Genomic DNA, 23,852 nt, shown 5'->3' with positions numbered 1-23,852 from the left:
CTCCTTAAGCGAAGGTTGCGGCGTATTCGTCCAGCGCAGCCTTGATCTTGTCCGAAGCCTCGCCCTTGATCTTGGGATCTTCGTTAGTGATCCACTGAAGAAGGTCGGCGTGCTTGCCGCGCAAATGCGCCAGCAGGCCGGCTTCGTAACGGCCCACTTCTGTGACCTCGATCTTGTCGAGATAACCGTTGGTGCCGGCGAAGATGACGCAGACGATCTCGGCGTTGGTCAGCGGCGAATACTGCGGCTGCTTCATCAGCTCGGTCAGGCGCGCACCACGGTTCAGCAGCTGCTGGGTCGCGGCATCAAGGTCTGAACCGAACTGGGCAAAGGCCGCCATCTCGCGATACTGGGCCAATTCCAGTTTAACTGGACCAGCAACCGATTTCATCGAGTCGGTCTGAGCCGAGGAGCCCACACGCGAAACCGACAGACCGGTGTTCACGGCGGGGCGGATACCCTGGTAGAACAGTTCGGTTTCGAGGAAGATCTGGCCGTCGGTGATCGAGATCACGTTGGTCGGAATAAAGGCCGACACGTCGCCGCCCTGAGTTTCGATGACCGGCAGAGCGGTCAGCGAGCCAGCGCCGAAATCTTCGTTCAGCTTGGCCGAACGCTCCAGCAGGCGCGAGTGAAGATAGAAAACGTCGCCCGGATAGGCTTCACGTCCCGGCGGGCGGCGCAGCAGCAGCGACATCTGACGATAGGACACGGCCTGCTTGGACAGGTCATCATAGATGATCAGAGCATGGCGACCGTTGTCGCGGAAGAATTCAGCCATCGCGGTTGCGGCATAGGGTGCAAGGAACTGCATCGGTGCCGGGTCGGAGGCAGTTGCGGCCACGACGATCGAGTATTCGATGGCGCCGGACTCTTCGAGCTTTTTCACCAACTGGGCAACAGTCGACCGCTTCTGACCAACCGCTACGTAGACGCAGTAGAGTTTCTTGGATTCGTCGTCACCTGCCGCATCGTTAACCGACTTCTGGTTCAGGATGGTGTCCAGAGCGACGGCAGTTTTACCCGTCTGACGGTCACCAATGATCAATTCCCGCTGGCCACGGCCGATCGGGATCATCGCGTCAACCGACTTCAGGCCAGTCGCCATCGGTTCGTGCACCGACTTACGCGGAATGATGCCCGGTGCCTTGACGTCGGCCACGCCGCGCGCCTTGGCTTTGATCGGACCCTTGCCGTCGATCGGGTTGCCCAGACCGTCAACAACGCGGCCCAGCAGTTCGTCACCGATCGGCACGTCCACGATCGAGTTGGTGCGCTTGACGGTGTCGCCTTCTTTAATGTCCCGGTCCGAGCCGAAGATCACGACGCCGACGTTGTCGCTTTCCAGGTTCAGCGCCATGCCCATGATACCGCCGGGGAATTCGACCATCTCACCGGCCTGAACATTGTCGAGACCATAGACACGGGCGATACCGTCGCCGACACTCAGCACGCGGCCGATTTCGGCCACTTCTGCTTCCTGACCAAAATTCTTGATCTGGTCCTTCAGGATTGCAGAAATCTCTGCAGCTTGGATACCCATTTATCCGACCTCTTTCATTGCATTCTGGAGGGAGTTGAGCTTGGAGCGGATCGAGCTGTCGATCATCTTCGAGCCCACTTTGACAACAAGACCGCCGATGAGGCTTTCATCAACGGTCGCATTAATCGTAACGGTTTTGCCAACACGTTTTGTCAGCGTTTTGGAAAGCTTTTCGACCTGCGTTTTGGTCAGCGCCTTGGCCGAGGCCACCTCGGCAGTCACTTCACCGCGCTCGTCGGCCAGCGCCTCACGGAGGGCGGCCAGCAGCTGCGGCACAACAAACAGGCGGCGCTTCTGCGCCATCAGACCCAGCGAATTGCGCATCACCGGTGCCAAGTTAATTTTTTCAGCGATGGCGGTGATCGCTGCTTCCTGCTCGGTCCGCGACACAAGCGGGGACGCAATCAGGCTTTTCAGATCATCGCTTTCGGCCAACGCAGCCGAGAGATCGTTGATGCTGGTTTCCAGCCCATCAAGGTTCTTGTTCTCTTTTGCGATATCAAAGATCGCGGTGGCATATCGCTCGGCGATGCCTGCGGAAATCGAAGCTGGTTCGGACACGTCCACCCTTCCGATATTTTGGCCCCGGTTTACGCCGGTTGGCGCGTGCGGGGGGCGTGAAGAAGACCCGCCAGGACGGCAGGCCATCAAAATCACCGGGGATGTAGCAGAGCAGGTGCGACCCCGCAATATAGTATAACGGTAACAGGTCTCATCTAAAATATATTGATTTCAACGCACTAGAAGAACTGCGACCCTTTGCACCCGAATTGCCGGTCGAAAAATGTTACGGGTTCGTGGTTTTTAGCGATTCCTTGAAGCACAATTCGGCAAATCAGCCCGCATTCCGGCTTACGCGGCGGTAAGCAACCAATGCTAAAAAGGTGCCGTCGCCAGACGCCGGTCATATCGCGCTGTCCCCCTGTCGGCCCGCCCGCCATGCAGGCTCGGGACGTGGGTTCGACAGCCCTTCGAGAACGCGGATCCGCTTAGGCGGCGCTTCGCGGCTCTTCTGCCCATTCTGCGGGTGCACGCGCTTTGAAACCTCGACCATGAAGACGCCGCCGGCCAAAATTGCCGGCAGTCGCGTTCCGGCACGCTCCATCAATGTGCCAGATTTTAGCCAGAACCTTCGTGACGACGGTGGCTGATACAAAGCCGCGCAATGACTTTCTGTGGTAAAGTCATGCTCGCGCAGCTGGTTCTCCAACTGCCCGAGCGTATAGGGCCGGCCAAAGCCGAACGGGGTCTTGTCCGACCGTGACCAGAGCCCGGCCCGGTTCGGTACGATGAACATCGCCTTGCCCCCCGGACCAAGAACCCGCCAACACTCCCGAAGCAATTGCGACGGTCGCTCAGACGTCTCCAACCCGTGCATGACCACCAGCCGGTCCAACTGGCCTGTCTCAATTGGCCACAAGGTTTCTTCGGCCAGGACCGACACGTTGGGCATTCCCGCAGGCCACGCCATAACGCCCTGCGGGCCGGGCATCACACCGATTACCCGACGGGCATCCTTCAGATAGGGCCTGAGCAGCGGCACAGCGAAACCGAAACCGGCGACTGTCAATCCCTTGGCTTCAGGCCAAAGGCCAAGCATCCGTCCGCGAATAGCCGCCTGCGCCGCCCGCCCCAGCGTGCTGCGATAATAGAAGTTGCGAAGATCCTGCACATCAAGATGCATTGCAGCTGCCCGTCCGATCGGCCAATCTGAGGACAGTCTAGCAATCAAGGTTCAAAAGACCATGCCTCTTGAAATCGTAACCATTCCATGTCTTTCAGACAATTATGCCTTTCTCGTCCATAACGCCCAAAGCGGAGAGACGGCACTGGTGGACGCCCCCGAAGCCGCCCCAATACTCAAAGATCTGTCGCAGCGTGGCTGGAAGCTTAGCCACATTCTGCTGACCCATCACCACGGTGATCATATCGACGCGGTGCCAGAAATTCTCGAGGCCCACCCTGCCAGGGTGATCGGCGCCGCGGCGGACGCCCATCGCCTTCCGCCTCTGGATGATAAGGTTCGTGACGGCGACAACCTGACCATCTGCGGCGAACAGTGCGACGTTCTCGATGTGTCCGGCCATACCGTCGGTCATGTGGCCTTTCATTTCCCGCTCAGCAAGGCCGTGTTCACCGCTGACAGCCTGATGGCGCTCGGATGCGGGCGGTTGTTTGAGGGAACTGCGCCGCAGATGTGGGCCTCTCTGAGCAAGCTTGCTGCGCTGCCAGACGACACTCTGGTGTGCTCAGGACATGAATACACACAGGCGAACGGCCAGTTTGCGGAAACAATTGACCCGAACAACCCAGCATTGAAAACAAGAATAGCTGAAATTGCCGATGACCGCGCTGCCGGCCGCCCGACCGTTCCCTCGCTCCTGTCGCTGGAAAAGGCCACAAATCCGTTTTTGAGGGCAAATGACGCGAACATAAGACGAAATCTGGGTTTGGAACAGGCCGCTGCTGCCGAGGTGTTCGCAGAGATACGTGGCCGCAAAGACAGGTTCTGATGCCTCACCGGATGTCACGGTTTTGGGAAATATGACCCAAAAACCAAAGAAAAGCCTTGAAGCCCCGGATCGATCAACCAAACTCTAATACTATGAGGACATGGTTGGTCCGGGGGTGCACCCCAACACGCTCCCCCCTTCCGCCCCAAGACAGAGGAGCACGCGCGTGCCTTCATTCTCGAGCACACTGGAACACGCTATCCACGCGGCCCTTGCGGCTGCCAACGAAAGGCGTCACGAATTCGCAACGCTGGAGCATCTGCTGCTGGCGTTGCTGGACGAACCCGATGCAACGCGGGTCATGAAAGCATGCAGCGTCGATTTGGACGAACTTCGCAGCACTCTGCTCGAGTTCATCGACGAAGACCTGTCTAACCTAGTAACGGATATCGATGGCTCCGAGGCTGTGCCAACCGCTGCCTTCCAGCGTGTGATCCAGCGCGCTGCGATCCACGTTCAGAGTTCGGGTCGAACCGAAGTGACCGGCGCCAATGTTCTGGTTGCCATTTTCGCTGAACGTGAAAGCAACGCGGCCTACTTCCTTCAGGAACAGGACATGACGCGTTATGACGCTGTGAACTTCATTGCCCACGGCGTGGCCAAGGACCCGGCCTATGGTGAGAACCGCCCGATTTCGGGTGCCGAGCAGGCCGAAGAGGAAACACAGTCAAGCGCTCCTGAAGCAGAGCAGAAGGAAAGCGCGCTTGCCAAGTATTGCATCGACCTGAACGCCAAATCGCGCGACGGCGATATCGATCCGCTTATCGGCCGCGATTCCGAGGTGGAACGCTGCATTCAGGTTCTGTGCCGTCGACGCAAGAACAACCCGCTGCTGGTTGGTGACCCCGGTGTCGGCAAGACCGCAATCGCCGAAGGACTGGCCCGCAAAATCGTGGCCGGTGAAACGCCCGAGGTTCTGCGTGAAACCACGATCTATTCCCTCGACATGGGCGCGCTGCTTGCCGGCACCCGGTATCGCGGGGATTTCGAGGAGCGGCTTAAGGCTGTTGTAACCGAGCTGGAGGACCATCCGGACGCGGTGCTGTTCATCGACGAGATTCACACGGTGATCGGTGCCGGTGCAACCTCTGGCGGCGCGATGGATGCGTCGAACCTGCTGAAACCCGCGCTTCAGGGCGGCAAGCTGCGTACAATGGGATCAACCACTTACAAAGAGTTCCGCCAGCATTTCGAAAAGGATCGGGCCCTGTCGCGCCGGTTCCAGAAAATCGATGTGAACGAGCCAACGGTCGAAGATTCTGTCAAGATCCTGCGCGGTCTGAAACCGTATTTCGAAAAGCACCACGACATCAAATACACCGCCGACGCGATCAAGACGGCTGTGGAATTGTCGGCACGCTACATCAACGACCGGAAATTGCCCGACAAAGCAATTGACGTGATCGATGAAGCGGGGGCGGCACAACACCTCGTTGCGGAAAGCAAACGCCGCAAGACCATTGGCGTCAAGGAAATCGAAGCGGTGGTTGCCAAAATCGCCCGAATTCCTCCCAAGAGTGTGTCCAAGGACGACGCCGAGGTGCTCAAGGATCTCGAAGCCAGCCTCAAGCGCGTCGTGTTCGGGCAGGACGATGCTATCGAAGCCCTGTCGTCTGCGATCAAACTGGCCCGGGCGGGGCTCCGCGAACCTGAGAAACCTATCGGCAACTACCTGTTTGCAGGCCCGACTGGTGTTGGCAAAACCGAGGTGGCCAAGCAACTGGCAGATCAGCTGGGTGTTGAGCTTCTACGCTTCGACATGTCTGAATACATGGAGAAACATGCGGTTTCCCGCCTGATCGGCGCACCGCCGGGCTATGTCGGCTTTGATCAGGGCGGCATGCTGACAGATGGCGTCGACCAGCATCCGCATTGCGTGCTGCTCCTTGACGAGATCGAAAAGGCCCACCCGGATGTTTTTAACATCCTGCTGCAGGTCATGGACCACGGCGAGCTGACAGACCACAATGGTCGCACCGTCAATTTCCGCAATGTGGTGCTGATCATGACGTCGAACGCCGGCGCGCAGGAACAGGCCAAAGCGGCTATAGGCTTTGGCCGTGACCGCCGCGAGGGTGAGGATACCGCCGCCATCGAGCGCACCTTCACTCCGGAGTTCCGCAACAGGCTGGACGCCGTGATCTCGTTCGCACCGCTTCCGAAGGAGGTTATTCTTCAGGTGGTTGAGAAGTTCGTTCTCCAACTCGAAGCCCAGCTTCTGGACCGTGGCGTGTCGATCGAGCTCACCCGACCGGCGGCAGAGTGGATCGCCGACAAGGGGTATGATGACAAGATGGGCGCACGTCCTCTGGGGCGCGTCATTCAGGAGAACATCAAGAAACCGCTGGCCGAAGAACTGCTGTTTGGCAAGCTCGCTAAGGGTGGTGTGGTCAAGGTCGGCGTCAAGAATGGTGAACTGGATCTGCGTATCGAAGGCCCCGGGAATCCGCGCATACCGGGTGACAAGCCGCCATTGCTGACGGCTGATTGATGCGCCCTGCCCTATTGCTGCAAAGCATTCTGGCGCTCGCCGCGCTTCCTGCGGCGGGCGAACCCGTGCTGAGCCTGCCCATCGACTGCACATTGGGAGAAACCTGTCACATCCAGAATTATGTCGACCGGGATCCCGGCAGCGGCTACCGGGACCACACATGCGGCCCACTTTCATATGATGGGCACAAGGGGACAGATATCTCGCTTCTGTCACTGCGCGACATGAAAGCGGGGGTAAACGTGTTAGCATCGGCCGACGGCGTCGTGCGCGGTGTCCGTGACGAGATGCCCGACCAGTATTTCACCCGTGCCACCGCCGCCAGCGTCGAAGGCAAGGAGTGCGGCAATGGCGTCGTTATCGCCCACGATGGCGGGTGGGAAACCCAATACTGCCATATGAAGCTTGGATCGATCCAAGTGGAGCAGGGCCAAACCGTTACACGCGGCACCGTTCTGGGTGAGGTCGGACTGAGTGGACGAACGCAGTTTCCGCATATTCACTTGTCTGTCCGTTACGAAGGGCAAGTGGTGGATCCGTTCGCCACCGGCGACGTGACCCAGTGTGGCGAAGGCGGCGACATCCTCTGGCAGGAGCCTATTGACTATGTGCCCGGCAGCTTGATCTCGGCCGGGTTCGCGCCAAGGGTGCCGGAATTCGCCGAAGTTCAGGCCGGGGAGACCAGCTATGCCAGCCTGCCTTCGGACAGCCCCGGTCTGGTTCTGTTCGGCTATGTATTCGGCGGCCGCAAAGGGGATATCCTTCGCATCGAGATCAACGGTCCGGAAGGAAATTTCGCGGAACACGACGCCGTTCTTGAAAAAGATCAGGCCCGGCTGTTCCGTGCCTTTGGGCGAAAGCTGAAATCCGAAAGCTGGCCGCTAGGAGACTACCGAGGCCGCGTTTCTCTGATCCGGGATGGCCAGCCGATCAGCCGGATCGAAACTGAAACAACGATCTACTGATCTCGGACATATCGGCGGGGCCACGATCTCTTGGGTCCCCGATCGTCTCGCCTACTTCTCAGTCAGCTTCAACTCGATCCTGCGGTTCTGAGCGCGTGCTTCTGGTGTATCGTCGGTATTGATCGGCTGAAACTCTCCAAACCCATTGGCTGCCAGCCGCTCCGGCGGGATGCCCAGCCCGTTTACCATGTAGCGCACCACCGACAGCGCCCGGCCCTGGCTCAGTTCCCAATTGTCGCGATATCGCCCGGTCCCGCTAAGCGGAATATTGTCGGTATGGCCGTCTACCCGGATCACCCAGTTGATCTCGGGCGGGATTTCTTCGGCGACATTGCGCAGAATACTCGCAACCTTACCGACCTCAATCTGACCTTCGATGGAAAGCTCTGCCTCGGCTGGCGGGAAAAGGACTTCGGACGAAAAAACGAACCGATCCCCTTCGATCCGCACACCTTCCTGATTGCCAAGGAGGTCACGAAGTCGCCCAAAGAACTCCGACCTGTAACGCTCAAGATCCTTGGCCTGGGCCTCAAGTTCACGCGCTTCAGCCTCCAGTGCCAGCGCTTCTTCCTCCAGCCGCTTGCGTTCGGCTTCCTCCAGTATCCGGCGCTTGCGCTCTTCGGACGCTGCACGCGCCAACGCGGCGTTCAGGTCCTGCCCCAAATTCTGAAGCTGAATCTGCGCAGCCGCGTCGCGTTCCTTGAAATCATCCAGCAGCGCCTGCAATCCGCCCAGTTGCGTGCGCAGGGCGGCGACTTGTTGGTTCAGCAATGCAGTTTCACGCTGAGCTTCTAGCGAGATCTCTTCCTGATCTGCCAGCGCCGCCTTGGCTTGGGCCAAAAGCGCGGCACGCTGTTCCGCAAGCGTTGCCTGTTCTGCAATGCGTGTTTCGGCATCGTCCTGCGACCCAAGAGCCGCCAGCAACCGACGTTGCAGTTCTTCGCGGTCCAGCGCATCTGCTGCGGCCTGCGCTTGCGCGGCTTCCAATTCGGATTGCGATGTGGACGCTTCTGCCCGCACCTGTTCGAGATCAGCAAGCACGCCGCCCAGCTTTTCGTCTAGCGCCGCCCGCGCCGCGTCGGCAGCAGCCAACAGGGTCAGAGTATCTTCGGCATCCTTCCGCTGCGCTTCCAGAGCGAGTGTCATAGCCGTCAATTCCGCGTCGGCATCCTGCAACCGGGCGCGCAGCGCCTCTGCCGCGGCGGCTTCGGCGAGCCGTGCGGCTTCTTCGTCACTGAGGCGTTCGGCGAGTTCGGCACGGGCCTGCTCCGCTTCCGTCTGCCGGGCTTGCAGATCGGAGACCATAGCCTCCAAGGCTTCGCGTTGCGCCGCCGCCAGCCGGGCCGCTTCGGTTTGCGCATCAATTTCGGACCGGGATTGTGCAAGAGCAAGGTGCAGCGCGTCTTGTGCGGACAAAAGCTCAGTGCGCTCGGCTTCAAGCCCTGCCCGCGCCTCCTCAAGCGTCGCGATATCGACAAGCGCCTTGTCCCGATCAGCAATCAGGGCGGCCACCTGTGCCTCAAAATCAGTAATGCGTGTGTTTGCGGAATCCAAAGCCTGCGTCTGGCTGGCCAATTCCGCCCGCACGCGTTCAAGATCACCTTCAGTGGTATTCAGAGTTGCGTTCAAGGCCCCTAGCCGCGCCTCAAGCTGGTTCGACTTTCTCTCTTCAAGCCCGAGAGCCGAAGCAAGAGCGGACACTTCTGCCGACAGCGCGTCAAGCTCGCTTTCCTGCCCCGAAATCGTTTCCCGCAAAACGAACTGCACCACCATGAAGATGGTCAGAACGAACATCAGCACCAGAAGAAGGCCAGTCATCGCGTCCACGAAACCCGGCCAGATCGAACCCTGAAACCGTTGCCCGGTGCGGCGCGACAGGGCCATAGGTTACGCTCCTCCGCCGCCGGGCGAACGCGGCGGCTTTGGCGTGGTCATCGCCTTGACCAGCATCTCGATATCCTTGCGTAGTTCCGCAAGGCTCTCCTGACGGCCGGCCGAGATTTCTTCGAGGATACGCAACATCTGGACGTCGATCGAGCGCAGGCGCATCCGGCTTTCGGCGTCCATGCCTTCGCCCGGGCCTTGCGCGCGCAGCAGTTCGACAAGGGCTTCCTGCCCCAGCGCGATGCGATCCAGCGCAGCTGCCGTACTTTCTGCCCGGTCCGCCCGGGCATTCATTTCGCCAATTGCATCAACAAGCTGACCGAGTTTCTGATCCACTTCCGCCCGACTGTCGTTGGAGCCGGCAAACATGGCCTGCAAGGCATCCATCTGTTCGGCCATTCCATCGAGCACGCTGGACATCACGCCGGTTTCACCGCCGCCATCCTCTCCGGACAATCCGACCCGGGTTATCGAGGACAGCCATTCTTCGAGCTCGCGGTAAAAACGGTTCTGGCCATGCCCCGCGAACAGCTCAAGCAATCCGACGATCAACGAACCGGCCAGACCCAGCAGGGACGACGCAAAAGCCACGCCCATCCCCTCGAGCTGCGTTTCAAGACCAGACATCAGACGGTTGAAGATCGCGATACCCTCTTCGCCCTCTTTGGGCGCGAGGCTCCGGATGGTTTCGACAACGCCAGGAACCGTGGTCGCCAACCCGTAAAAGGTTCCGAGCAGGCCAAGGAAAATTAGCAGCGCCACGATGTAGCGGGTGATCTCCCGTTCCTCGTCGATCCTTGTTGCCACGGAATCGAGGATCGAGCGGGTCGATGTGGAACTCAGCTGCATGCGAGCCCCTCTCGAGCGCAGCAACGACGCCAACGGAGCCAGCAATTGCGGAGTGCGAATGTTCTCGCGTTCGTTGCCGGCGGCAAACGCTTCGATCCATCGTACCGACCCGATCAACTGGACCACCTGCCAGAAACAGGCCAGCACACCGATCACGAAAACAAACAGGATAAACCCATTCAGATAAGGGTTTGCCTCGAAAACCGGCAAGACCCGAGGAAGCGCGACAAAGGCACCGAACCCCGACAGCCCGAGGGCAATCACCATCATGAAAATCTGCCGGACCGGTTGGGAAAACTGCGGTCGCGCGTCTCTTGTGGTCTGCGCCATGCGCGGGGTTCCTGACATTCTCTGCTCTGTCGAGAGCCTAGCCAACAAAGGCAGGCAAGGCCAAGGATTTATGCCAACAGGCCCCGGACCCGTTGGGTCAGCCATTCAAGATCCGGATCGTTCAGACCGATTTCGGCCAGATGTTCGGCGGTGTTGAACAGGTATTCGGTGTTCGGTCCGCGCCCGCCAACTGCACGGGCAATGATACGGGCCTGTTCCTCGAGCGGCAGCCCGCCGCAATACTGCACATGGTGCGGATCGATGACATAAGTCACCGCCCGGACACGATCACCGGTGTTCAATTCCACGTCCAGTTCACGCTCCAGATAGGCCGACGAGATCAGTTCACGTTCTCGCAATTCAGCCAATGTCTGGTCTTCGTGACCCTCGGCGACGGCAAGCGCCAATCCCTTGCAAGAGGCACCGTCCACCTCGTCGAGCGCCAGAACAAGCCCCGGGCTTTCCTCGGTGCCGCGATGATGAATCGACGTCATGCAGAAACTTCGCGCATAACCATGCAGCCGCGCCACTTCCTGCCGGGCGACCGGAAACCCCGGATTCCACAGCAGCGAGCCATATCCGAATACCCACATCGTCATCGCACTGGTCCTTGCCTGTTTCGGCCTATAAACACCAATTCGAGAAGCAGAGAAAGGGGCAGCAACATGCGTCTTCTGGTGAAGGTCCTGATCGCAGCTGGGCTGCTCTGGTCGCTGTACTGGTACGCGGCCGGATACGGGTTGCGCACAAGCGTCACGGGTTGGTTCGCGCAGCAGGAAACTCGCGGCTGGCAGGCCGAATTCTCCGAGATCTCGACATCCGGGTATCCTTTTCGCCACGTGACGGCGCTGACCAGCCCGGCCCTGGCAGATCCCAGAAACGGCACGGCGTGGCAGGCAGACTGGCTCATGCTCGAAAGCCCGGCCATCTGGCCGGGGCGACAGACGCTCCGGTTCCCAGATACATCGCAGCGACTATCCTACTTTGACCAAACTGCGGTGATTGCAGCCGAAAACCTGCAGGCGGTGCTGTTCCTGCATCCTGGCCTTGCCCTTGCACTGGACAAGATGGCTGTCAGCTCAGGCGCCTGGACCATTCAGACCGGTGATGGCGATCTTCTGGGAGCTGAGGATCTGACGCTTGCGATGGAACAAGTGGGCACACCGGAAACCTACCGGATAGATCTGTCGGCGGCCGGGTTCACACCCGGCGACGGGCTGCGTCGCTTGTCCGGTTCCTCGGCATCCCTGCCACCCAGTTTCGAAACACTTCAGCTACGCACGACCGTTACGTTTGACCGATCCTGGGATCGCTCCGCACTGGAAGAAAGCCGCCCGCAACCGCGCCGCATCGATCTGGATCTAGCTGAGATGAAGTGGGGGGCTCTCAGTCTGTTCGTGGCAGGCGAGCTTGATGTCGACGAGCAGGGCATCCCGACCGGCGAACTTGCCTTCAAAGCCGAGAACTGGCGGGAGATGCTGACCATGGCCGAAAATGCGGGCGCACTGCCGCCTCAGGCCACGGCCCCGGTTAGTCGTGTTCTCAACATGCTGGCCGGGTTGGGAGGGAACCCCAACTCGCTCGATGTACAGCTGAACTTCCGGGATGGATTTGTGGCATTCGGGCCGATCCCGCTAGGCCCTGCTCCGCGGCTGGTAATCCGCTAGCAGCAAAGGCAAAATCACAAGGCCTGCCGGAACGGTGCCTTGGATGTCACCGACAATACGGACCGCTGCGATGGCTTGCGGTATCTAGATGAAAATGGTCGCGGTGATACCTGTCTGCCTGCGGACCGAGAACTGTTCCGAACGGGCCGCAGGCTGTTTTCCACGACTGGCGCAGCGGGGCCTTTGTAGTCCCCTGCCCCCACCCTTTCAGTACGGTGACCACCTCTCCATCCATCATCTTAAACGACGAGATGTCGATGGCCCTGCCTTTGCCGTGCTCAGAAATCCGAGCTCCGCGCTGGTTGTTGCGGGTTCGGCAGGCGTAATGTGCCGCAACCTTCATTTCCACCACCGGTCCGCGTTTGCGGAAGGCAGGTTTCAAGCCCTTTGATACCCATGTATTCAGTGCACGCGCGGTATCGCAGGTCATCACAGCGCCTTGACTGAGTTTGACACCGGACACTTCGGTCACTCGGACAGCATCAGAGACGCCGCAGCCGCGGATTTTCCCGGGAACGCGGCCTATATTTTCGCCTTGTATGTCTATGTTTCCGCAGACGGACCCTTTGCGGCGCTTGCGCTTTTTGAACAGGACTTGCTGTTCAAGTTCAGGCGGGCGCGCCCAAGGGCGCAACGACACATCCGGACCAAAGAAGGGCAGACCGGAGGGGCGCGCTGCTGTCTGCACGATCTGCTCTGAGACAGGTCGCGCCTGCGGGCGCAACCGGGCGGTCGTCACCGAGCCTACGATCACATCTTTGGCGGCGGCTTGCAGTGCTGCGAGATCTTTCTCTGTAGCAGCCCTGACCTGCGGGCGTTGCATCGGGCGCAGCGAACTGTCCGGAGCCTGAGCCGCCGATAGCCCCATTGGAAGAAGCAGCATCGACAGGCCCAGCATCGCCGACAGTTTTTTCATTGCGCACCCTTTCCACGTCCGAAATTGGGAGCATCGGTATCCTGTCCGGCCTCGATGATCCCCCGTCGGATCGCTCTGGTTCGTGTGAAATAGTCAAACAGATGATCACCGTCGCCGGTGCGGATTGCCCTTTGCAGGGCAAACAGTTCTTCTGTGAACCGACCAAGGATTTCCAGCGTGGCATCCTTGTTGGTCAGGAACACGTCCCGCCACATCGTGGGGTCGCTGGCTGCGATGCGGGTGAAATCCCGGAACCCGGCTGCAGAATACTTGATGACTTCGCTATCGGTCACACGCCGCAGGTCATCTGCCACACCGACCATCGTGTAGGCAATCAGGTGCGGAGCATGCGAAGTGACAGCCAGCACCAGATCATGATGATCGGCCTCCATCTCTTCGACATTGGCTCCCATCCCCTCCCAGAGCGCACGCAGCCGGGCAACTGGTTCAGATGGGGTACCTTCGATCGGCACCAGTATGGTCCAGCGGTTGTCGAACAATTCGGCAAAACCGCTTTCCGGGCCGGAATGCTCGGTTCCTGCAAGCGGGTGAGCTGGCACGAAATGCACTCCGTGCGGAATATGCGGTTGCACCGCCTCAATCACATGACGTTTAACCGACCCGACATCCGAAACCGTTGCACCGGGTTTCAGCACAGGGGCAATCTCGACCATGACATCAGACATAACCCCGACGGGTACACACAGAACAACGAGGTCCGCGCCCTTGGCGGCCTCGGCTGCGGTATCACAGACCCGGTCGCACAGACCGATCTTTCGAGCGGTATCGCGTGTTTCCAGTGATCGGGCATACCCGGTGACTTCCCCTGCCAAACCAGCGCGCTTGATGGCCCAGAACATTGAGGACGCAATCAGGCCAAGGCCGATCAGCGCGACGCGGTCATAAATCTGGCTCATGCAACGCTCTCCTTGAAGGCGCGAACGGCATCAGCAACCCGCTTGCACGAGTCTTCGTCGCCAATCGTTATTCGTAGGGCATTTGGCAGGTTGTAGCCCGCCACGCGGCGCACGATCAGCCCACGAGACTGCAGGAAGGTATCGCACGCCTCCGCCTCATCTTGGGAGGCAAATCGGGCAAGAATGAAATTGGTGCAGGATGTATCGGAGGGCACACCCAGTTCGGCCAGAGCCTCGGCCAGCCAGACCCGAAGACGGGCATTCTCAGCCCGGCATTTCTCGACATATTCTGCGTCGCAGATCGCAGCCTCGGCAGCGACAAGCGCCGTCGAAGACAGGTTGAACGGCCCGCGGATGCGATTGAGAACATTGATCACTTCATGAGGACCATACCCCCACCCCACACGAAGTCCGCCAAGACCGTAAAGCTTTGAAAACGTTCGGGTCATCACGACATTGCTTCGGGAATTGATGATCTCGACACCTCCGTCGAACCCCTCGACATACTCGGCATAGGCACCGTCGAGAACCAACAGCGCCGTGGGCGGCAACCCGTCGGCAAGACGAGCCACTTCTGAGCTGGAGATCATTGTTCCCGTGGGATTATTGGGGTTTGCGATAAAGACAAGCCTTGTCCGCTCGGTGCAGCCTGCCAGCAACGCGTCTACATCAGTGACCCGTTCACGCTCCTTCACCTGAACCGGCGTTGCTCCTGCTGCCATCGCGCTGATGCGATACATCGCAAACCCATGTTCGGTATAAAGAACCTCGTCGCCCGGTCCGGCATAGGCTTGGCACAGGAATGCGATGATCTCGTCGCTGCCTACTCCGCAAATGATGCGTTCCGGGTCCAGCCCATGCACCTCACCAATTGCCGCCCGCAATTGACCGTGATCGGTTGACGGATATCGATGCAGGGTCGCCGCACTGTCACGCACGGCCTCGATGGCCTTGGGGCTCGGCCCAAACGGGTTTTCGTTTGAGCTCAGCTTGATGACGTTTTCGACGCCTTTCACATGCGCCGCACCGCCCTGATAGAGGGCGATATCCATGATACCCGGTTGCGGCGTGATCTGGTTCATGTGCGGGGCTCCTTGTCGGGCACCCTTCTAGCGGCGACTCCCTTCAAGGGAAAGCGGCAAGATCACTCAGGGGTTCATTCGGCGGACAGGCGTTCAGGCGGCCTTGAACCTCGCCGTTGCAGGATCGGCCGAATAGTACGAAACGTACTCTTCGCTGCGGCGTGCGAGATCGTTGACGCTGTCGATGACAAAGCGAACGGTTTCTTCGTCCATCAGGTAGGAAAAGTTGAGCCGAACCCAGCCGGGTTTGCGCATTTCCTGCCCGGCCTCGAGCGCGCGGTGCAGCTCTTCCGACGCGGCGCGATCGATCCCCAGCAACCGGTGGGCATACGGGCCGGCGCATGCACACCCGCCTCGAGCCTGAATCCCGTAGATATCGCTCAGCATGCGTGTGAAAAGCTGCTGGTGCACAGGCTGGCCGGCCTTGTCCTGAACCAGAAAAGAGAAAATCGGCAGGCGATGTTCCTTGTCCGCCCCCAAAAGGGTCAGGTGCGGGTTCTTCGACCAGCTCTCGAGTGCCATTGCATTATAGCGTGCTTCCCGGGCCTCGATTTCCGCCTGCCCCACGACGTCTTTCACGATAAAGGCCAGCGCCGCCCGAATGTCTCCGATGACGTTAGGCGTGCCCGCTTCTTCCCGCGCCGCCAGATCATCGCTGTAGTCATGGCGCCACGGCGAAACGAAGGAAACGGTGCCGCCGCCGGGCCAGCTGGGGGCGGTTTGGGTCACGGCGAACTTGTTGACGACGAGTACACCTGACGCACCGGGGCCGCCAGCGAACTTGTGCGGCGAGACCACGATGGCATCCTTTTGAACGGCGCCGTTCTCCCCCATGTCCATGGGAAGATAGGGCCCGCCACCTGCATAGTCCCAGACTGCCAGAGCCCCATGCGCCTTGAGAAGACGGGTTACCGGGTCGGGATCGGTGATGATGCCAGTCACATTGGACGCAGCAGAGAAACTCCCGATCAGGAGATCGGAGTTCACATGCGCCCGCAGCGCAGCCTCCAGAGCTTGGAGGTCCGGCCCGCCTACTGGCGCTTCCGGGATCTCGATGATTTCGGCTTTGCTTTCACGCCAGGGCAGGATGTTGGAATGGTGTTCATATGGTCCGATAAAGACAACCGGCCGGTCAGCCTCATCCACTCCCAAAAGACGGACCAGCCGGTTGAGCCCGGCAGTCGCGCCCGATCCGGTGAAGATCACCGCATCGTTTTCCGTGGCGCCTGTGAGCCGGGAGATTTCAGCCCGCGCATCGCGGCGCAAGCGAGTTATGTATGAGCCGCAAAAAGACGCTTCGGTATGGCTGTTCGCGTAGTAAGGTAGAACCTGAGATGCCACAAAGCTCTCGACCTGCTGCATGGCCCGACCCGAAGCGACATAGTCGGCATAAACAAGCGGAACATCCCCATGCAGCCCCGGCACCGGCATGCCTTCACCGATCACGCTGCTACCTAGCGCGCCTTCTTCCTTGGCGGTCTCGATCGTCTTGCGGAACTGGGACAGGGGCATTGGGAATCTCCTTTGCCTATAAGAATGATTGCCCATGACCGAGAAAACTTCACAAATTTCACATTTGAAAACACTTATACTGTGTCATATGATCTAATTTGTGCAGAAACTTGATAATATTGATCGTCGCATCCTAAGCGAGCTGCAAAAGGACGCCGGACTGTCCCAACGCGAACTCGCGGATCGTGTCGGGTTGTCACAAAACGCCTGCTGGCGCCGCCTCAAGACGTTGTCGGAAAGCGGGCTGCTGCAAGGCAGCACCGCGCGGATCGACCGGCAGGCCCTGGGTCTGGATCTGGTGGTTTTCGTGATGCTGCGCACTCGGCACCATTCTGCAGACTGGCTTCAGGCTTTTCGCAGCCATGTCCTGACGATCCCCGAAGTTGTGGATTTTCATCGGATTGGCGGGGATTACGACTATCTGCTGAAAGTGGTGACCGAGGACATGACCTCGTATGACAAGGTCTATCAGCGCCTGATCGAAAAGGTCGAATTGGACAGCGTGACCTCGTATTTCGCGATGGAAGCCATCGCCGAAGGGCGCCCGCTGCCGCTTTGACAACGGGCTGACACTGTCAATGCTTGCGCGGGATCCGCGGCAGAGGCTCAAAGAGATCGATGGCTTCGCCCTGCCCTTCGAAGAACCCTTCCAGCTCCTCGGGGAGCGGGCCGTCTTCGATATCCATAAGGCAAACCAATGTGTTGCGGTGATTATCCCAGTGGCAGTCTATGCCAGGCCCGTCCTCGTCACCAAGGACAAGCGGAACGCGGATATAGGAGCTGCCGCGCGGGAAGGCCGGGTCGCCGATTGCTGCCGAAGTAGCGGCGATCGCCCTGCGCAGATGTGCTTCATGGTCAGGGGACGGCGGACCGTCCCATTCAATGCGGTATACGTTTGCCATGGGTGAGAGATATGGCGGAGTTTTATTCGCGGATTTTGAGTTCATGCCATTGCATTTCGGATTTAGGTCACTGGATTCACATTGAATCGAAACCGGTTAAGCATCCGTTAATGGCAAAAAAAAGGCCGCGCGGGCTGCGCAGCCTTTTTTAAAACTTTTGTTCTGAAAAAATCAGTTCTTGGCGTAGAATTCGACCACCAGGTTCGGTTCCATGACAACCGGATAGGGCACATCGCCCAGACCCGGTGCGCGAACGAAGGTGGCGGTCATTTTCGAATGGTCGACATCGACGTAATCCGGAACGTCGCGTTCGGCCAGCGAAGCTGCTTCGAGAACGATGGCCAACTGCTTGGACTTGTCACGGACCTCGATAACGTCGCCTTCTTTCACACGGTAGGAAGGAATGTTGACGCGCTTGCCGTTCACCAGCACATGGCCGTGGTTCACAAACTGACGGGCCGCGAACACGGTCGGGACGAATTTTGCGCGGTAGACAACCGCGTCGAGGCGGCGCTCCAGCAGGCCGATGAGGTTTTCACCGGTGTCACCCTTCACACGCTCGGCGTCCGCATAAATGCGGCGGAACTGCTTTTCGGTCAGGTCGCCATAGTAGCCCTTGAGCTTCTGCTTGGCACGCAGCTGGATGCCAAAGTCGGAAAGCTTGCCCTTGCGGCGCTGGCCGTGCTGGCCGGGGCCGTACTCGCGGCGGTTGACCGGGGATTTCGGACGACCCCAGATGTTTTCGCCCATCCGGCGGTCAATTTTGTGCTTGGCAGACGTGCGTTTGGTCACGGCTGATCTCCTTCGTTTGTCGTTGCCCGAACGGGCAGCTATGAAGGGCGTTGTCCTCTTGCCTTTCGGCATGACAGGAATCCCCTTGCGGGGGCCACCAACACCAATGAAGCCGCGCTTATATCGGCGCGGCTCCCAGAGTCAACAGGTTCCCGGTGATTTTTGTCCGACCTTTGCCAGCCCGAGGTTATGCCGCCTCGTGCATGAGGATTGCCGCCTCGGCCGCGGTCAGGTTGCGTCGGGCAAATCCGCCATAGCTGGCAGGGTCTTCGGCAATGTTCGGCATGTAGGTCAACAGCCTGCGCCGGTCTCCGTCGGTCAGCGCCGACAGCGCCGCACTGGCTGGATGGAAGCTCTCGGTTTCGACGCCATTGGCCCAAATGACTTCATGCCCCGGAAGCAGCAGGTGAATGTATGTCACTTCCCGAACAGCCAGATCGACTGCGATCGTGCTGCCATTGGTCAGATGGCCCGCCGGAACCAGAACTTCGTCGGTATTGAAAAGGGACCGGGCTATTGCTCCGCGCACCAGCATTCGGTGTTCCGGCGAGACCAGAAGCTCACGCTCCGGACGGTCGATACCCAGCGCACCGGCGCGAATTCGGACCGGACGTAGTTTCGGCATCACGAACAGCCGCGCACCGGTCATCCGACGCTGACCAATCCAGAGAACCTCCTGGGCGCCGTTGTCCCGGGTCTGCACCTTGTCCCCTTCACGGAGCGCCTCGACCGGTTTGGGCCCGACCGGAGTCTGGATGCGGGTGCCCGGCGTGAAACAGATCACCCCGGCCGGGGTGTGCATCTGCGGTTCCGGTGCTGTGCCGGCCAAAGTATGATGCACAACCCAGAGATCGCTGTCGCGTGGCGGAAGGTCGTCGACGAACATGAGCAGCGGCGCCTGGCCCGGCCCGACTTCGATAACCGTCACCGTGAAACTCTGCGACCCATTGGTCACGACGAAACTGCTGTCCATCAATGGCTCATCAACCTCGACGCGGTTGAGATCCGTTTTGTTCTGGACAACTGCACCGACCAGCCGCCGCACCGTGCGCGCTGCGCGCCGGCGCAATTCTGCCTCTCCCTCCGCATTTTCCAGCCGCAACAGATCGTTCGGGCCATCGACCCTAACCATCTCACCGCGCCATGACCATGTCGCACCTACTCCGAGTGCGTCCATGGGTGCGGCCTCGAGACCATCAACTTCTGTCTGCGACCAGGAAATGACGAACGTGCCGCGAAAGCCCGTTTTCATATGCCTGTATGCCTGCCTTTATGTTTTTATTACCGAGACGTTAACAAGCACGCTGGACTCTGGGAAGTATTTTGTATTTTCACACGGTTAGAGCGTGTTCTTGATGCCTCACTGTTACTATTCGGCGTCAGAAAAAAGACAGTGATTTCCCGAGAGCTATCGGAAAAGTTGTGCAAAAACAGTGCCGTGAGGAAAGGTTGCGGCCAGCTCACATTTCACTTGCCGCTTCGTGAAGAGCATCCAAAAGTGCTTCTCCTGCCGGTGAAAGCTGACCATGAAGGCGGTGAGACACCCCGACCGGACCGGCGCCAAAAGGCACAGTCCATCCGATTTGCACAAGCGCTTCACTTGCAATGTCCTGCGCCGCAACCTGGGCGGGCATCAGTCCAATCAGGTCTTGCGATTGCAGCAAGGTGCGGTTGGTCAGATAGGAAACAGATTCAAGGGCAACCGGCGGCGCGTATTGCCCCATCTTCAAAAAATACTGGTCAAGCTGGCGGCGCAGGCTGGTTTCGATCGGGGGCAGGATCCATCCGAACGGGCGAAGCGCCTCAAAGCCAAGCCCCTGCCGCCCTGCCAACGGGTGTTTCGGGCCAGTGATTGCAACGATGCTTTCGTCGAACAGTTTTATCTGTGACAGCTCACTGCGGTGTCTGTGCGTCGGCAAGCGCCCCACGACAAGGTCGATTTCCCCTGTGCGCAAGGCCGGCATGAGCACTTCGTTCGTTCCTTCTACCACCTTGATCGCAACTTTCGGGCGGTCTTTGAGAACCTTTTCTATGGCGCTTGGCAGCAAATGAGACGAGGCGGCCAACAATGTGCCGACAATAACCCTCCCGCTGCTGCCTTCGTTCAGATCGTCCAGTTCTTGTGCCGCGTTTGAAATCTGTGCGAAAATCAGTTTGCCGTGACGGATCAGCGCCTCCCCGAAAGGGGTGGGAACCACACCGCGATTGGTACGATGAAAGAGCTGGACCTCGAAATCCACTTCGAGATCCTTGATCATCTTAGTCGCCGCAGGCTGCGACACATTCAGTTGCCGCGCGGCATTCTGGATGTTCCCATGTTCGCCAACGGCAACCAGCAGCCTCAGCTGCTTGAACTTCAGCCGCGACAAGGCGCGATCGACAATACGGGCAAGGCGGGCAGCCACGGCTTCGACCTCCTAGAAACGGATGGGTTGAGCTTCCTGCGCGACCCTGCTGACAACGCTCATTGCTGCCAGAGCCGAACTGCGCGGGTTGTCAGACAAAGCCCGGCCAGAAATTCGGAAAGAAAACGCGCCGAATTCTCCTTCGGCGTGAATCTCGTGAATATTCTCTGATATGCTGGGGTCGGCGATCAACTCGACCTCGGTTTGGTCGAACCCCAACCCCGCCAGCGCAACCGCCGCGGACACGTTCGCGTTCTTTGGATATTCCAGTGCAGCCCGGCGCGCCGAACCGGCATAGTGGGTCTGAGCTTCGGGCCCGATATTGTTCAGATCCAAATGGCTCTCGGCAGGAGACCCCAACCAACCGTGCGGAGGTTTTCGCCCTACATAACGTACACGCGCGAGGTCACCGACCTTGGCCGACCGCAGAGCGTCCAGTGCACCGATTGCACCGCTGGCCAGCAACAACCGGGCACCGCCGTCCTGGGCGGCTCGGGTCAGCTCGTCTTCCAGATCCCGATCGGCCAATGCTCCGATCGAAACGGTTACCAGATTCAACCCTCTGCGCAGTATCTCCGCCCCGTATTGGCGCAATGCCTGATGCCCGGCGCATTCCACAATCAGATCCAGATCGCTTGGAATGGCGGAAACGGAACTGACCATAGACGGGATGGATGAACCCTCTGCCGCCAATTCTGCAACGCGTTCTGGACGCAGCAGCAACGAGCCGATTTCATGCCCGGTGTCTTCCAGCGCGCCCATCACATAGCGGGCGATCGCACCGTTACCAATTAGTCCAAGCTTCATATCGATCCCTTGTTTCGGCTCGAGAATACTTTAACTCCACAGCCCCTGATATCAATTCACGTTATACCAGAATTTCTTCTTTGAATTTGGCTTCGACACCCGGATTTGGTCCTGTTCAATTGAAATCCAGAAATGTCCGGGGAAACTCAGGGGAAACATGGCGCAGGCCAAGGCAAAGATTGGGACGTCCCCGCGCAGGCGCGAAGATCCCGCCCTCTTGTCGGGGCACGGTCGTTTTGCCGATGATGTCTCACTGACGGACCAACTTCATGTCTCATTTGTGCGATCACAAATCCCGTCTGGTCGCATTAACGGCATGGACATTGAGGACGCAGTAGCCACTTCGGGCGTAATCGCAGTCCATTCATGCGCCGACGTAGCTGGCCTCGGGTCTCTGTCGGTCAATCCAGTTCTGCCAATTCGCCGCCTTCCCGATTTCCCTATCCTCGCAGAAGACAAGGTTCTGGCAATTGGGCAACCGATAGCCGCCGTTCTGGCAACATCGCCTGCTGCGGCTCAGGACGCCGCTGAACTGGTATATCCTGACATTGAGGAAACCGAATTCGAAGCTACGGTGATTGCCGAACAAACTTGGCATTCAGGAGATTTCCAAACCGCATTCGAACAAGCCACAACTGTGGTCGAGTGCGAAATAACTCATCCCCGCCTTGCCCCATCTCCAATGGAACCCCGAAGCATTGCCGTAGCCTATGATGCGATCAGCGACCGGGTCACGGTCTGGCATTCGACCCAGACACCCCATCGGTCACGGTCTGAACTGGCCGAAATCCTTGGCGTCGACGCCGACCGGATCCGCGTTATCGCACAGGATGTAGGCGGCGCGTTCGGGATGAAGGCATCGCTTTACCCCGAAGAAGTGTTTGCCGTCTGGGCTGCGTTCCAACACAAGCGCAGCATCAAATGGACTGCCACCCGCTCGGAAGAGTTTCTTTCCGCCACCCATGGGCGCGGTGTCTGCAGCCGGGGCCGGTTGGCCATTGACGCGAATGGCCGGTTTCTTGCCCTGAGCGCCGAGATCACGGCTCCGCTGGGCGCGTGGCTGCCAAACAGTGGTCTGATCACCGCGTGGAATGCCGCTCGGGTTCTGCCCTGCGGCTACCGTGTCGCGGCACTGGACATTTCAACAGTCGCGCAGCAGTTCAACCTAGCTCCTACCGGGATATACCGCGGCGCCGGGCGGCCAGAGGCGAACTGCCTGATGGAAAGGCTGGTGGACAAGGCAGCGCGCGCGCGGGCTCTCGACCCGGTCGAGATACGCCGCCGAAATCTGCTGACCACCACCGATCTGCCTCACGAGACCGGAACAGGAAACATCCTCGATTCCGGTGATTATGCCTGTGCACTCGATATTTTGTGTGACAAGGCCGGTTATGCCGATCTGCTTGCAGACCGAGACCGGCGCCGCACAGCTGGCGAACTGGTCGGCATAGGGCTCGGTTTCTACGTGGAACCCTCCGGGAGCGGCTGGGAGAGTGCAACAGTGACGCTGAACGGGAATGGCCGTGTCACGGTCTCCAGCGGAAGCTCTTCGCAAGGTCACGGGCGCGAAACTGCCTATGCTCAAATCGCTGCCGATACACTGGACATCGAACTGGACGCAGTCGAGGTGCGACTGGCGGACACAGCGGTCACGCCGGAAGGGATAGGTGCCCTTGCCAGCCGCTCCACCGCGATCGGAGGCAGTGCTGTGCTGGAAGCCTGTCGTGAAATCGCTGCACGAAGAGAGGCGGGTGCACCGTTTCCGATCACTGCACAAAACCGCTACGCAAACACAGGACAGGCTTGGGGGTACGGTGCCTATCTGGCATTGATGTCAATTGACCGTGAAACCGGCGCGCCTAACCTGGAACGCATGACGTGCGTGGATGACACCGGGCGCCTGTTAAACCCAATGCTGGTCGAGGGTCAGATCCTCGGCGGGATTGCCCAAGGCTTGGGTGAAGCGCTAACGGAGCGTGTGGTTTACGATGGTGACGGACAGCTTTTGACCGGTTCGTTCATGGATTACGCGATGCCACGCGCAGCCGATATGCCACCAGTCGACATTTACAAGTTCGAAACCCCAAGCCCGATGAATACGCTGGGGGCCAAGGGCGTTGGCGAAGCCGGGACGATCGGGGCGCCGGCCGCCATTCTGAACGCGGCAATCGATGCGCTGAGCCCGCTCGGTGTCACCGATTTGCAAATGCCGCTGACAAGTCAGATGCTCTGGCACACCATGCAGGATGCCGGGCAGGTCGAATGAGGACACGAAAC

At 59.3% G+C, this 23,852-nt stretch carries 21 protein-coding genes; 6 read left to right on the top strand and 15 right to left on the bottom strand.

From position 1 onward, the window contains the following. Positions 1 to 4: 4 nt before the first annotated feature. From atpA to ACP15U_RS01730, 3 genes are all read right to left on the bottom strand, one after another. A complete protein-coding gene (gene atpA / locus ACP15U_RS01740; protein ID WP_425043396.1) occupies positions 5 to 1,543 on the bottom strand; it encodes a F0F1 ATP synthase subunit alpha in 1,539 nt (512 codons plus the stop codon). Beyond that, the gene (locus ACP15U_RS01735; RefSeq protein WP_425043395.1) at positions 1,544 to 2,104 is read right to left on the bottom strand and encodes a F0F1 ATP synthase subunit delta; all 561 of its coding nucleotides are present in this window, start codon (positions 2,102 to 2,104) and stop codon (positions 1,544 to 1,546) included. A 343-nt stretch (positions 2,105 to 2,447) separates the two neighbouring features. After that, positions 2,448 to 3,227: a class I SAM-dependent methyltransferase gene (locus tag ACP15U_RS01730; protein WP_425043394.1), complete on the bottom strand. Its 780-nt coding sequence runs from the start codon at positions 3,225 to 3,227 to the stop codon at positions 2,448 to 2,450. 61 nt (positions 3,228 to 3,288) lie between these two features. Between ACP15U_RS01730 and gloB the strand changes: the two genes are divergently transcribed. The 3 genes from gloB to ACP15U_RS01715 all read left to right on the top strand — a co-directional run bounded on the left by gloB (position 3,289) and on the right by ACP15U_RS01715 (position 7,512). Then, positions 3,289 to 4,056: a hydroxyacylglutathione hydrolase gene (gene gloB, locus ACP15U_RS01725; protein ID WP_425043393.1), complete on the top strand. Its 768-nt coding sequence runs from the start codon at positions 3,289 to 3,291 to the stop codon at positions 4,054 to 4,056. Between the two features lie 166 nt (positions 4,057 to 4,222). After that, a complete protein-coding gene (clpA, locus tag ACP15U_RS01720; RefSeq protein WP_425043392.1) occupies positions 4,223 to 6,547 on the top strand; it encodes an ATP-dependent Clp protease ATP-binding subunit ClpA in 2,325 nt (774 codons plus the stop codon). Then, positions 6,547 to 7,512, top strand: coding sequence for a M23 family metallopeptidase (locus ACP15U_RS01715; RefSeq protein ID WP_425043391.1), 966 nt, complete (start codon positions 6,547 to 6,549; stop codon positions 7,510 to 7,512). Before clpA ends, ACP15U_RS01715 begins: the two co-directional genes overlap by 1 nt. 51 nt (positions 7,513 to 7,563) lie before the next feature. Here ACP15U_RS01715 and ACP15U_RS01710 read toward each other — a convergent pair whose 3' ends face one another. From ACP15U_RS01710 to ACP15U_RS01700, 3 genes are all read right to left on the bottom strand, one after another. Then, positions 7,564 to 9,396, bottom strand: coding sequence for a peptidoglycan -binding protein (locus tag ACP15U_RS01710; RefSeq protein ID WP_425043390.1), 1,833 nt, complete (start codon positions 9,394 to 9,396; stop codon positions 7,564 to 7,566). A 3-nt stretch (positions 9,397 to 9,399) separates the two neighbouring features. Beyond that, positions 9,400 to 10,575 carry a biopolymer transporter ExbB gene (locus tag ACP15U_RS01705; protein ID WP_425043389.1) on the bottom strand — a complete coding sequence of 392 codons (1,176 nt, stop codon included), beginning with the start codon at positions 10,573 to 10,575 and terminating at the stop codon, positions 9,400 to 9,402. Between the two features lie 68 nt (positions 10,576 to 10,643). Next, positions 10,644 to 11,174 (bottom strand): gamma-glutamylcyclotransferase, encoded by a 531-nt coding sequence (locus tag ACP15U_RS01700; RefSeq protein ID WP_425043388.1) that lies wholly within the window; start codon positions 11,172 to 11,174, stop codon positions 10,644 to 10,646. Between the two features lie 66 nt (positions 11,175 to 11,240). Between ACP15U_RS01700 and ACP15U_RS01695 the strand changes: the two genes are divergently transcribed. Then, positions 11,241 to 12,242, top strand: coding sequence for a DUF2125 domain-containing protein (locus ACP15U_RS01695; protein ID WP_425043387.1), 1,002 nt, complete (start codon positions 11,241 to 11,243; stop codon positions 12,240 to 12,242). A gap of 46 nt (positions 12,243 to 12,288) precedes the next feature. Here the strand turns inward: ACP15U_RS01695 and ACP15U_RS01690 are convergent, their stop codons facing one another. The 4 genes from ACP15U_RS01690 to ACP15U_RS01675 all read right to left on the bottom strand — a co-directional run bounded on the left by ACP15U_RS01690 (position 12,289) and on the right by ACP15U_RS01675 (position 16,669). Further along, positions 12,289 to 13,158, bottom strand: coding sequence for an extensin family protein (locus tag ACP15U_RS01690; protein WP_425043386.1), 870 nt, complete (start codon positions 13,156 to 13,158; stop codon positions 12,289 to 12,291). Next, entirely contained in the window at positions 13,155 to 14,075 is a 921-nt protein-coding gene (locus tag ACP15U_RS01685; RefSeq protein WP_425043385.1) for a prephenate/arogenate dehydrogenase family protein, read from the bottom strand. The genes ACP15U_RS01690 and ACP15U_RS01685 overlap by 4 nt, the downstream gene beginning before the upstream one ends. After that, positions 14,072 to 15,157, bottom strand: coding sequence for a histidinol-phosphate transaminase (gene hisC, locus ACP15U_RS01680; protein WP_425043384.1), 1,086 nt, complete (start codon positions 15,155 to 15,157; stop codon positions 14,072 to 14,074). Before hisC ends, ACP15U_RS01685 begins: the two co-directional genes overlap by 4 nt. A 93-nt stretch (positions 15,158 to 15,250) precedes the next feature. Beyond that, positions 15,251 to 16,669, bottom strand: a complete 1,419-nt coding sequence (locus tag ACP15U_RS01675; protein WP_425043383.1) for an aminotransferase class V-fold PLP-dependent enzyme — start codon at positions 16,667 to 16,669, stop codon at positions 15,251 to 15,253. A gap of 100 nt (positions 16,670 to 16,769) precedes the next feature. Between ACP15U_RS01675 and ACP15U_RS01670 the strand changes: the two genes are divergently transcribed. Next, complete coding sequence (locus ACP15U_RS01670) at positions 16,770 to 17,228, top strand: Lrp/AsnC family transcriptional regulator (protein WP_425043382.1); 459 nt, start codon at positions 16,770 to 16,772, stop codon at positions 17,226 to 17,228. A gap of 16 nt (positions 17,229 to 17,244) precedes the next feature. On the opposite strand, the gene ACP15U_RS01665 is transcribed toward ACP15U_RS01670, so the two are convergent. The 5 genes from ACP15U_RS01665 to ACP15U_RS01645 form a co-directional block, all read right to left on the bottom strand. Beyond that, complete coding sequence (locus ACP15U_RS01665) at positions 17,245 to 17,571, bottom strand: hypothetical protein (RefSeq protein ID WP_425043381.1); 327 nt, start codon at positions 17,569 to 17,571, stop codon at positions 17,245 to 17,247. 171 nt (positions 17,572 to 17,742) lie between these two features. Beyond that, a complete protein-coding gene (rpsD, locus tag ACP15U_RS01660; protein WP_425043380.1) occupies positions 17,743 to 18,363 on the bottom strand; it encodes a 30S ribosomal protein S4 in 621 nt (206 codons plus the stop codon). Between the two features lie 187 nt (positions 18,364 to 18,550). After that, positions 18,551 to 19,615 (bottom strand): Hint domain-containing protein, encoded by a 1,065-nt coding sequence (locus ACP15U_RS01655; RefSeq protein ID WP_425043379.1) that lies wholly within the window; start codon positions 19,613 to 19,615, stop codon positions 18,551 to 18,553. Between the two features lie 208 nt (positions 19,616 to 19,823). Continuing rightward, entirely contained in the window at positions 19,824 to 20,768 is a 945-nt protein-coding gene (locus ACP15U_RS01650; RefSeq protein WP_425043378.1) for a LysR substrate-binding domain-containing protein, read from the bottom strand. Between the two features lie 12 nt (positions 20,769 to 20,780). Then, positions 20,781 to 21,575, bottom strand: a complete 795-nt coding sequence (locus tag ACP15U_RS01645; RefSeq protein WP_425043377.1) for an aspartate dehydrogenase — start codon at positions 21,573 to 21,575, stop codon at positions 20,781 to 20,783. Positions 21,576 to 21,732: 157 nt separating this feature from the next. Between ACP15U_RS01645 and ACP15U_RS01640 the strand changes: the two genes are divergently transcribed. Then, positions 21,733 to 23,841, top strand: coding sequence for a xanthine dehydrogenase family protein molybdopterin-binding subunit (locus tag ACP15U_RS01640; protein ID WP_425043376.1), 2,109 nt, complete (start codon positions 21,733 to 21,735; stop codon positions 23,839 to 23,841). Positions 23,842 to 23,852: the final 11 nt, after the last annotated feature.

The organism is Primorskyibacter sp. S87 (genome assembly GCF_049801055.1).
Lineage (GTDB): Bacteria > Pseudomonadota > Alphaproteobacteria > Rhodobacterales > Rhodobacteraceae > JBNAGF01.
Note: the sequence above shows the minus strand (reverse complement) of the source record. Positions and strands in the feature narration are given on the sequence as shown.

Bases quoted from the DNA above. Each gene is read 5' to 3' on its own strand.
- atpA (WP_425043396.1), bottom strand. From the start codon at position 1,543: ATGGGTATCCAAGCTGCAGAGATTTCTGCAATCCTGAAGGACCAGATC.
- ACP15U_RS01730 (WP_425043394.1), bottom strand. From the start codon at position 3,227: ATGCATCTTGATGTGCAGGATCTTCGCAACTTCTATTATCGCAGCACG.
- gloB (WP_425043393.1), top strand. From the start codon at position 3,289: ATGCCTCTTGAAATCGTAACCATTCCATGTCTTTCAGACAATTATGCC.
- ACP15U_RS01715 (WP_425043391.1), top strand. From the start codon at position 6,547: ATGCGCCCTGCCCTATTGCTGCAAAGCATTCTGGCGCTCGCCGCGCTT.
- ACP15U_RS01710 (WP_425043390.1), bottom strand. From the start codon at position 9,396: ATGGCCCTGTCGCGCCGCACCGGGCAACGGTTTCAGGGTTCGATCTGG.
- ACP15U_RS01705 (WP_425043389.1), bottom strand. From the start codon at position 10,575: ATGGCGCAGACCACAAGAGACGCGCGACCGCAGTTTTCCCAACCGGTC.
- ACP15U_RS01700 (WP_425043388.1), bottom strand. From the start codon at position 11,174: ATGACGATGTGGGTATTCGGATATGGCTCGCTGCTGTGGAATCCGGGG.
- ACP15U_RS01695 (WP_425043387.1), top strand. From the start codon at position 11,241: ATGCGTCTTCTGGTGAAGGTCCTGATCGCAGCTGGGCTGCTCTGGTCG.
- ACP15U_RS01690 (WP_425043386.1), bottom strand. From the start codon at position 13,158: ATGAAAAAACTGTCGGCGATGCTGGGCCTGTCGATGCTGCTTCTTCCA.
- ACP15U_RS01685 (WP_425043385.1), bottom strand. From the start codon at position 14,075: ATGAGCCAGATTTATGACCGCGTCGCGCTGATCGGCCTTGGCCTGATT.
- hisC (WP_425043384.1), bottom strand. From the start codon at position 15,157: ATGAACCAGATCACGCCGCAACCGGGTATCATGGATATCGCCCTCTAT.
- ACP15U_RS01675 (WP_425043383.1), bottom strand. From the start codon at position 16,669: ATGCCCCTGTCCCAGTTCCGCAAGACGATCGAGACCGCCAAGGAAGAA.
- ACP15U_RS01665 (WP_425043381.1), bottom strand. From the start codon at position 17,571: ATGGCAAACGTATACCGCATTGAATGGGACGGTCCGCCGTCCCCTGAC.
- ACP15U_RS01655 (WP_425043379.1), bottom strand. From the start codon at position 19,615: ATGAAAACGGGCTTTCGCGGCACGTTCGTCATTTCCTGGTCGCAGACA.
- ACP15U_RS01645 (WP_425043377.1), bottom strand. From the start codon at position 21,575: ATGAAGCTTGGACTAATTGGTAACGGTGCGATCGCCCGCTATGTGATG.
- ACP15U_RS01640 (WP_425043376.1), top strand. From the start codon at position 21,733: ATGGCGCAGGCCAAGGCAAAGATTGGGACGTCCCCGCGCAGGCGCGAA.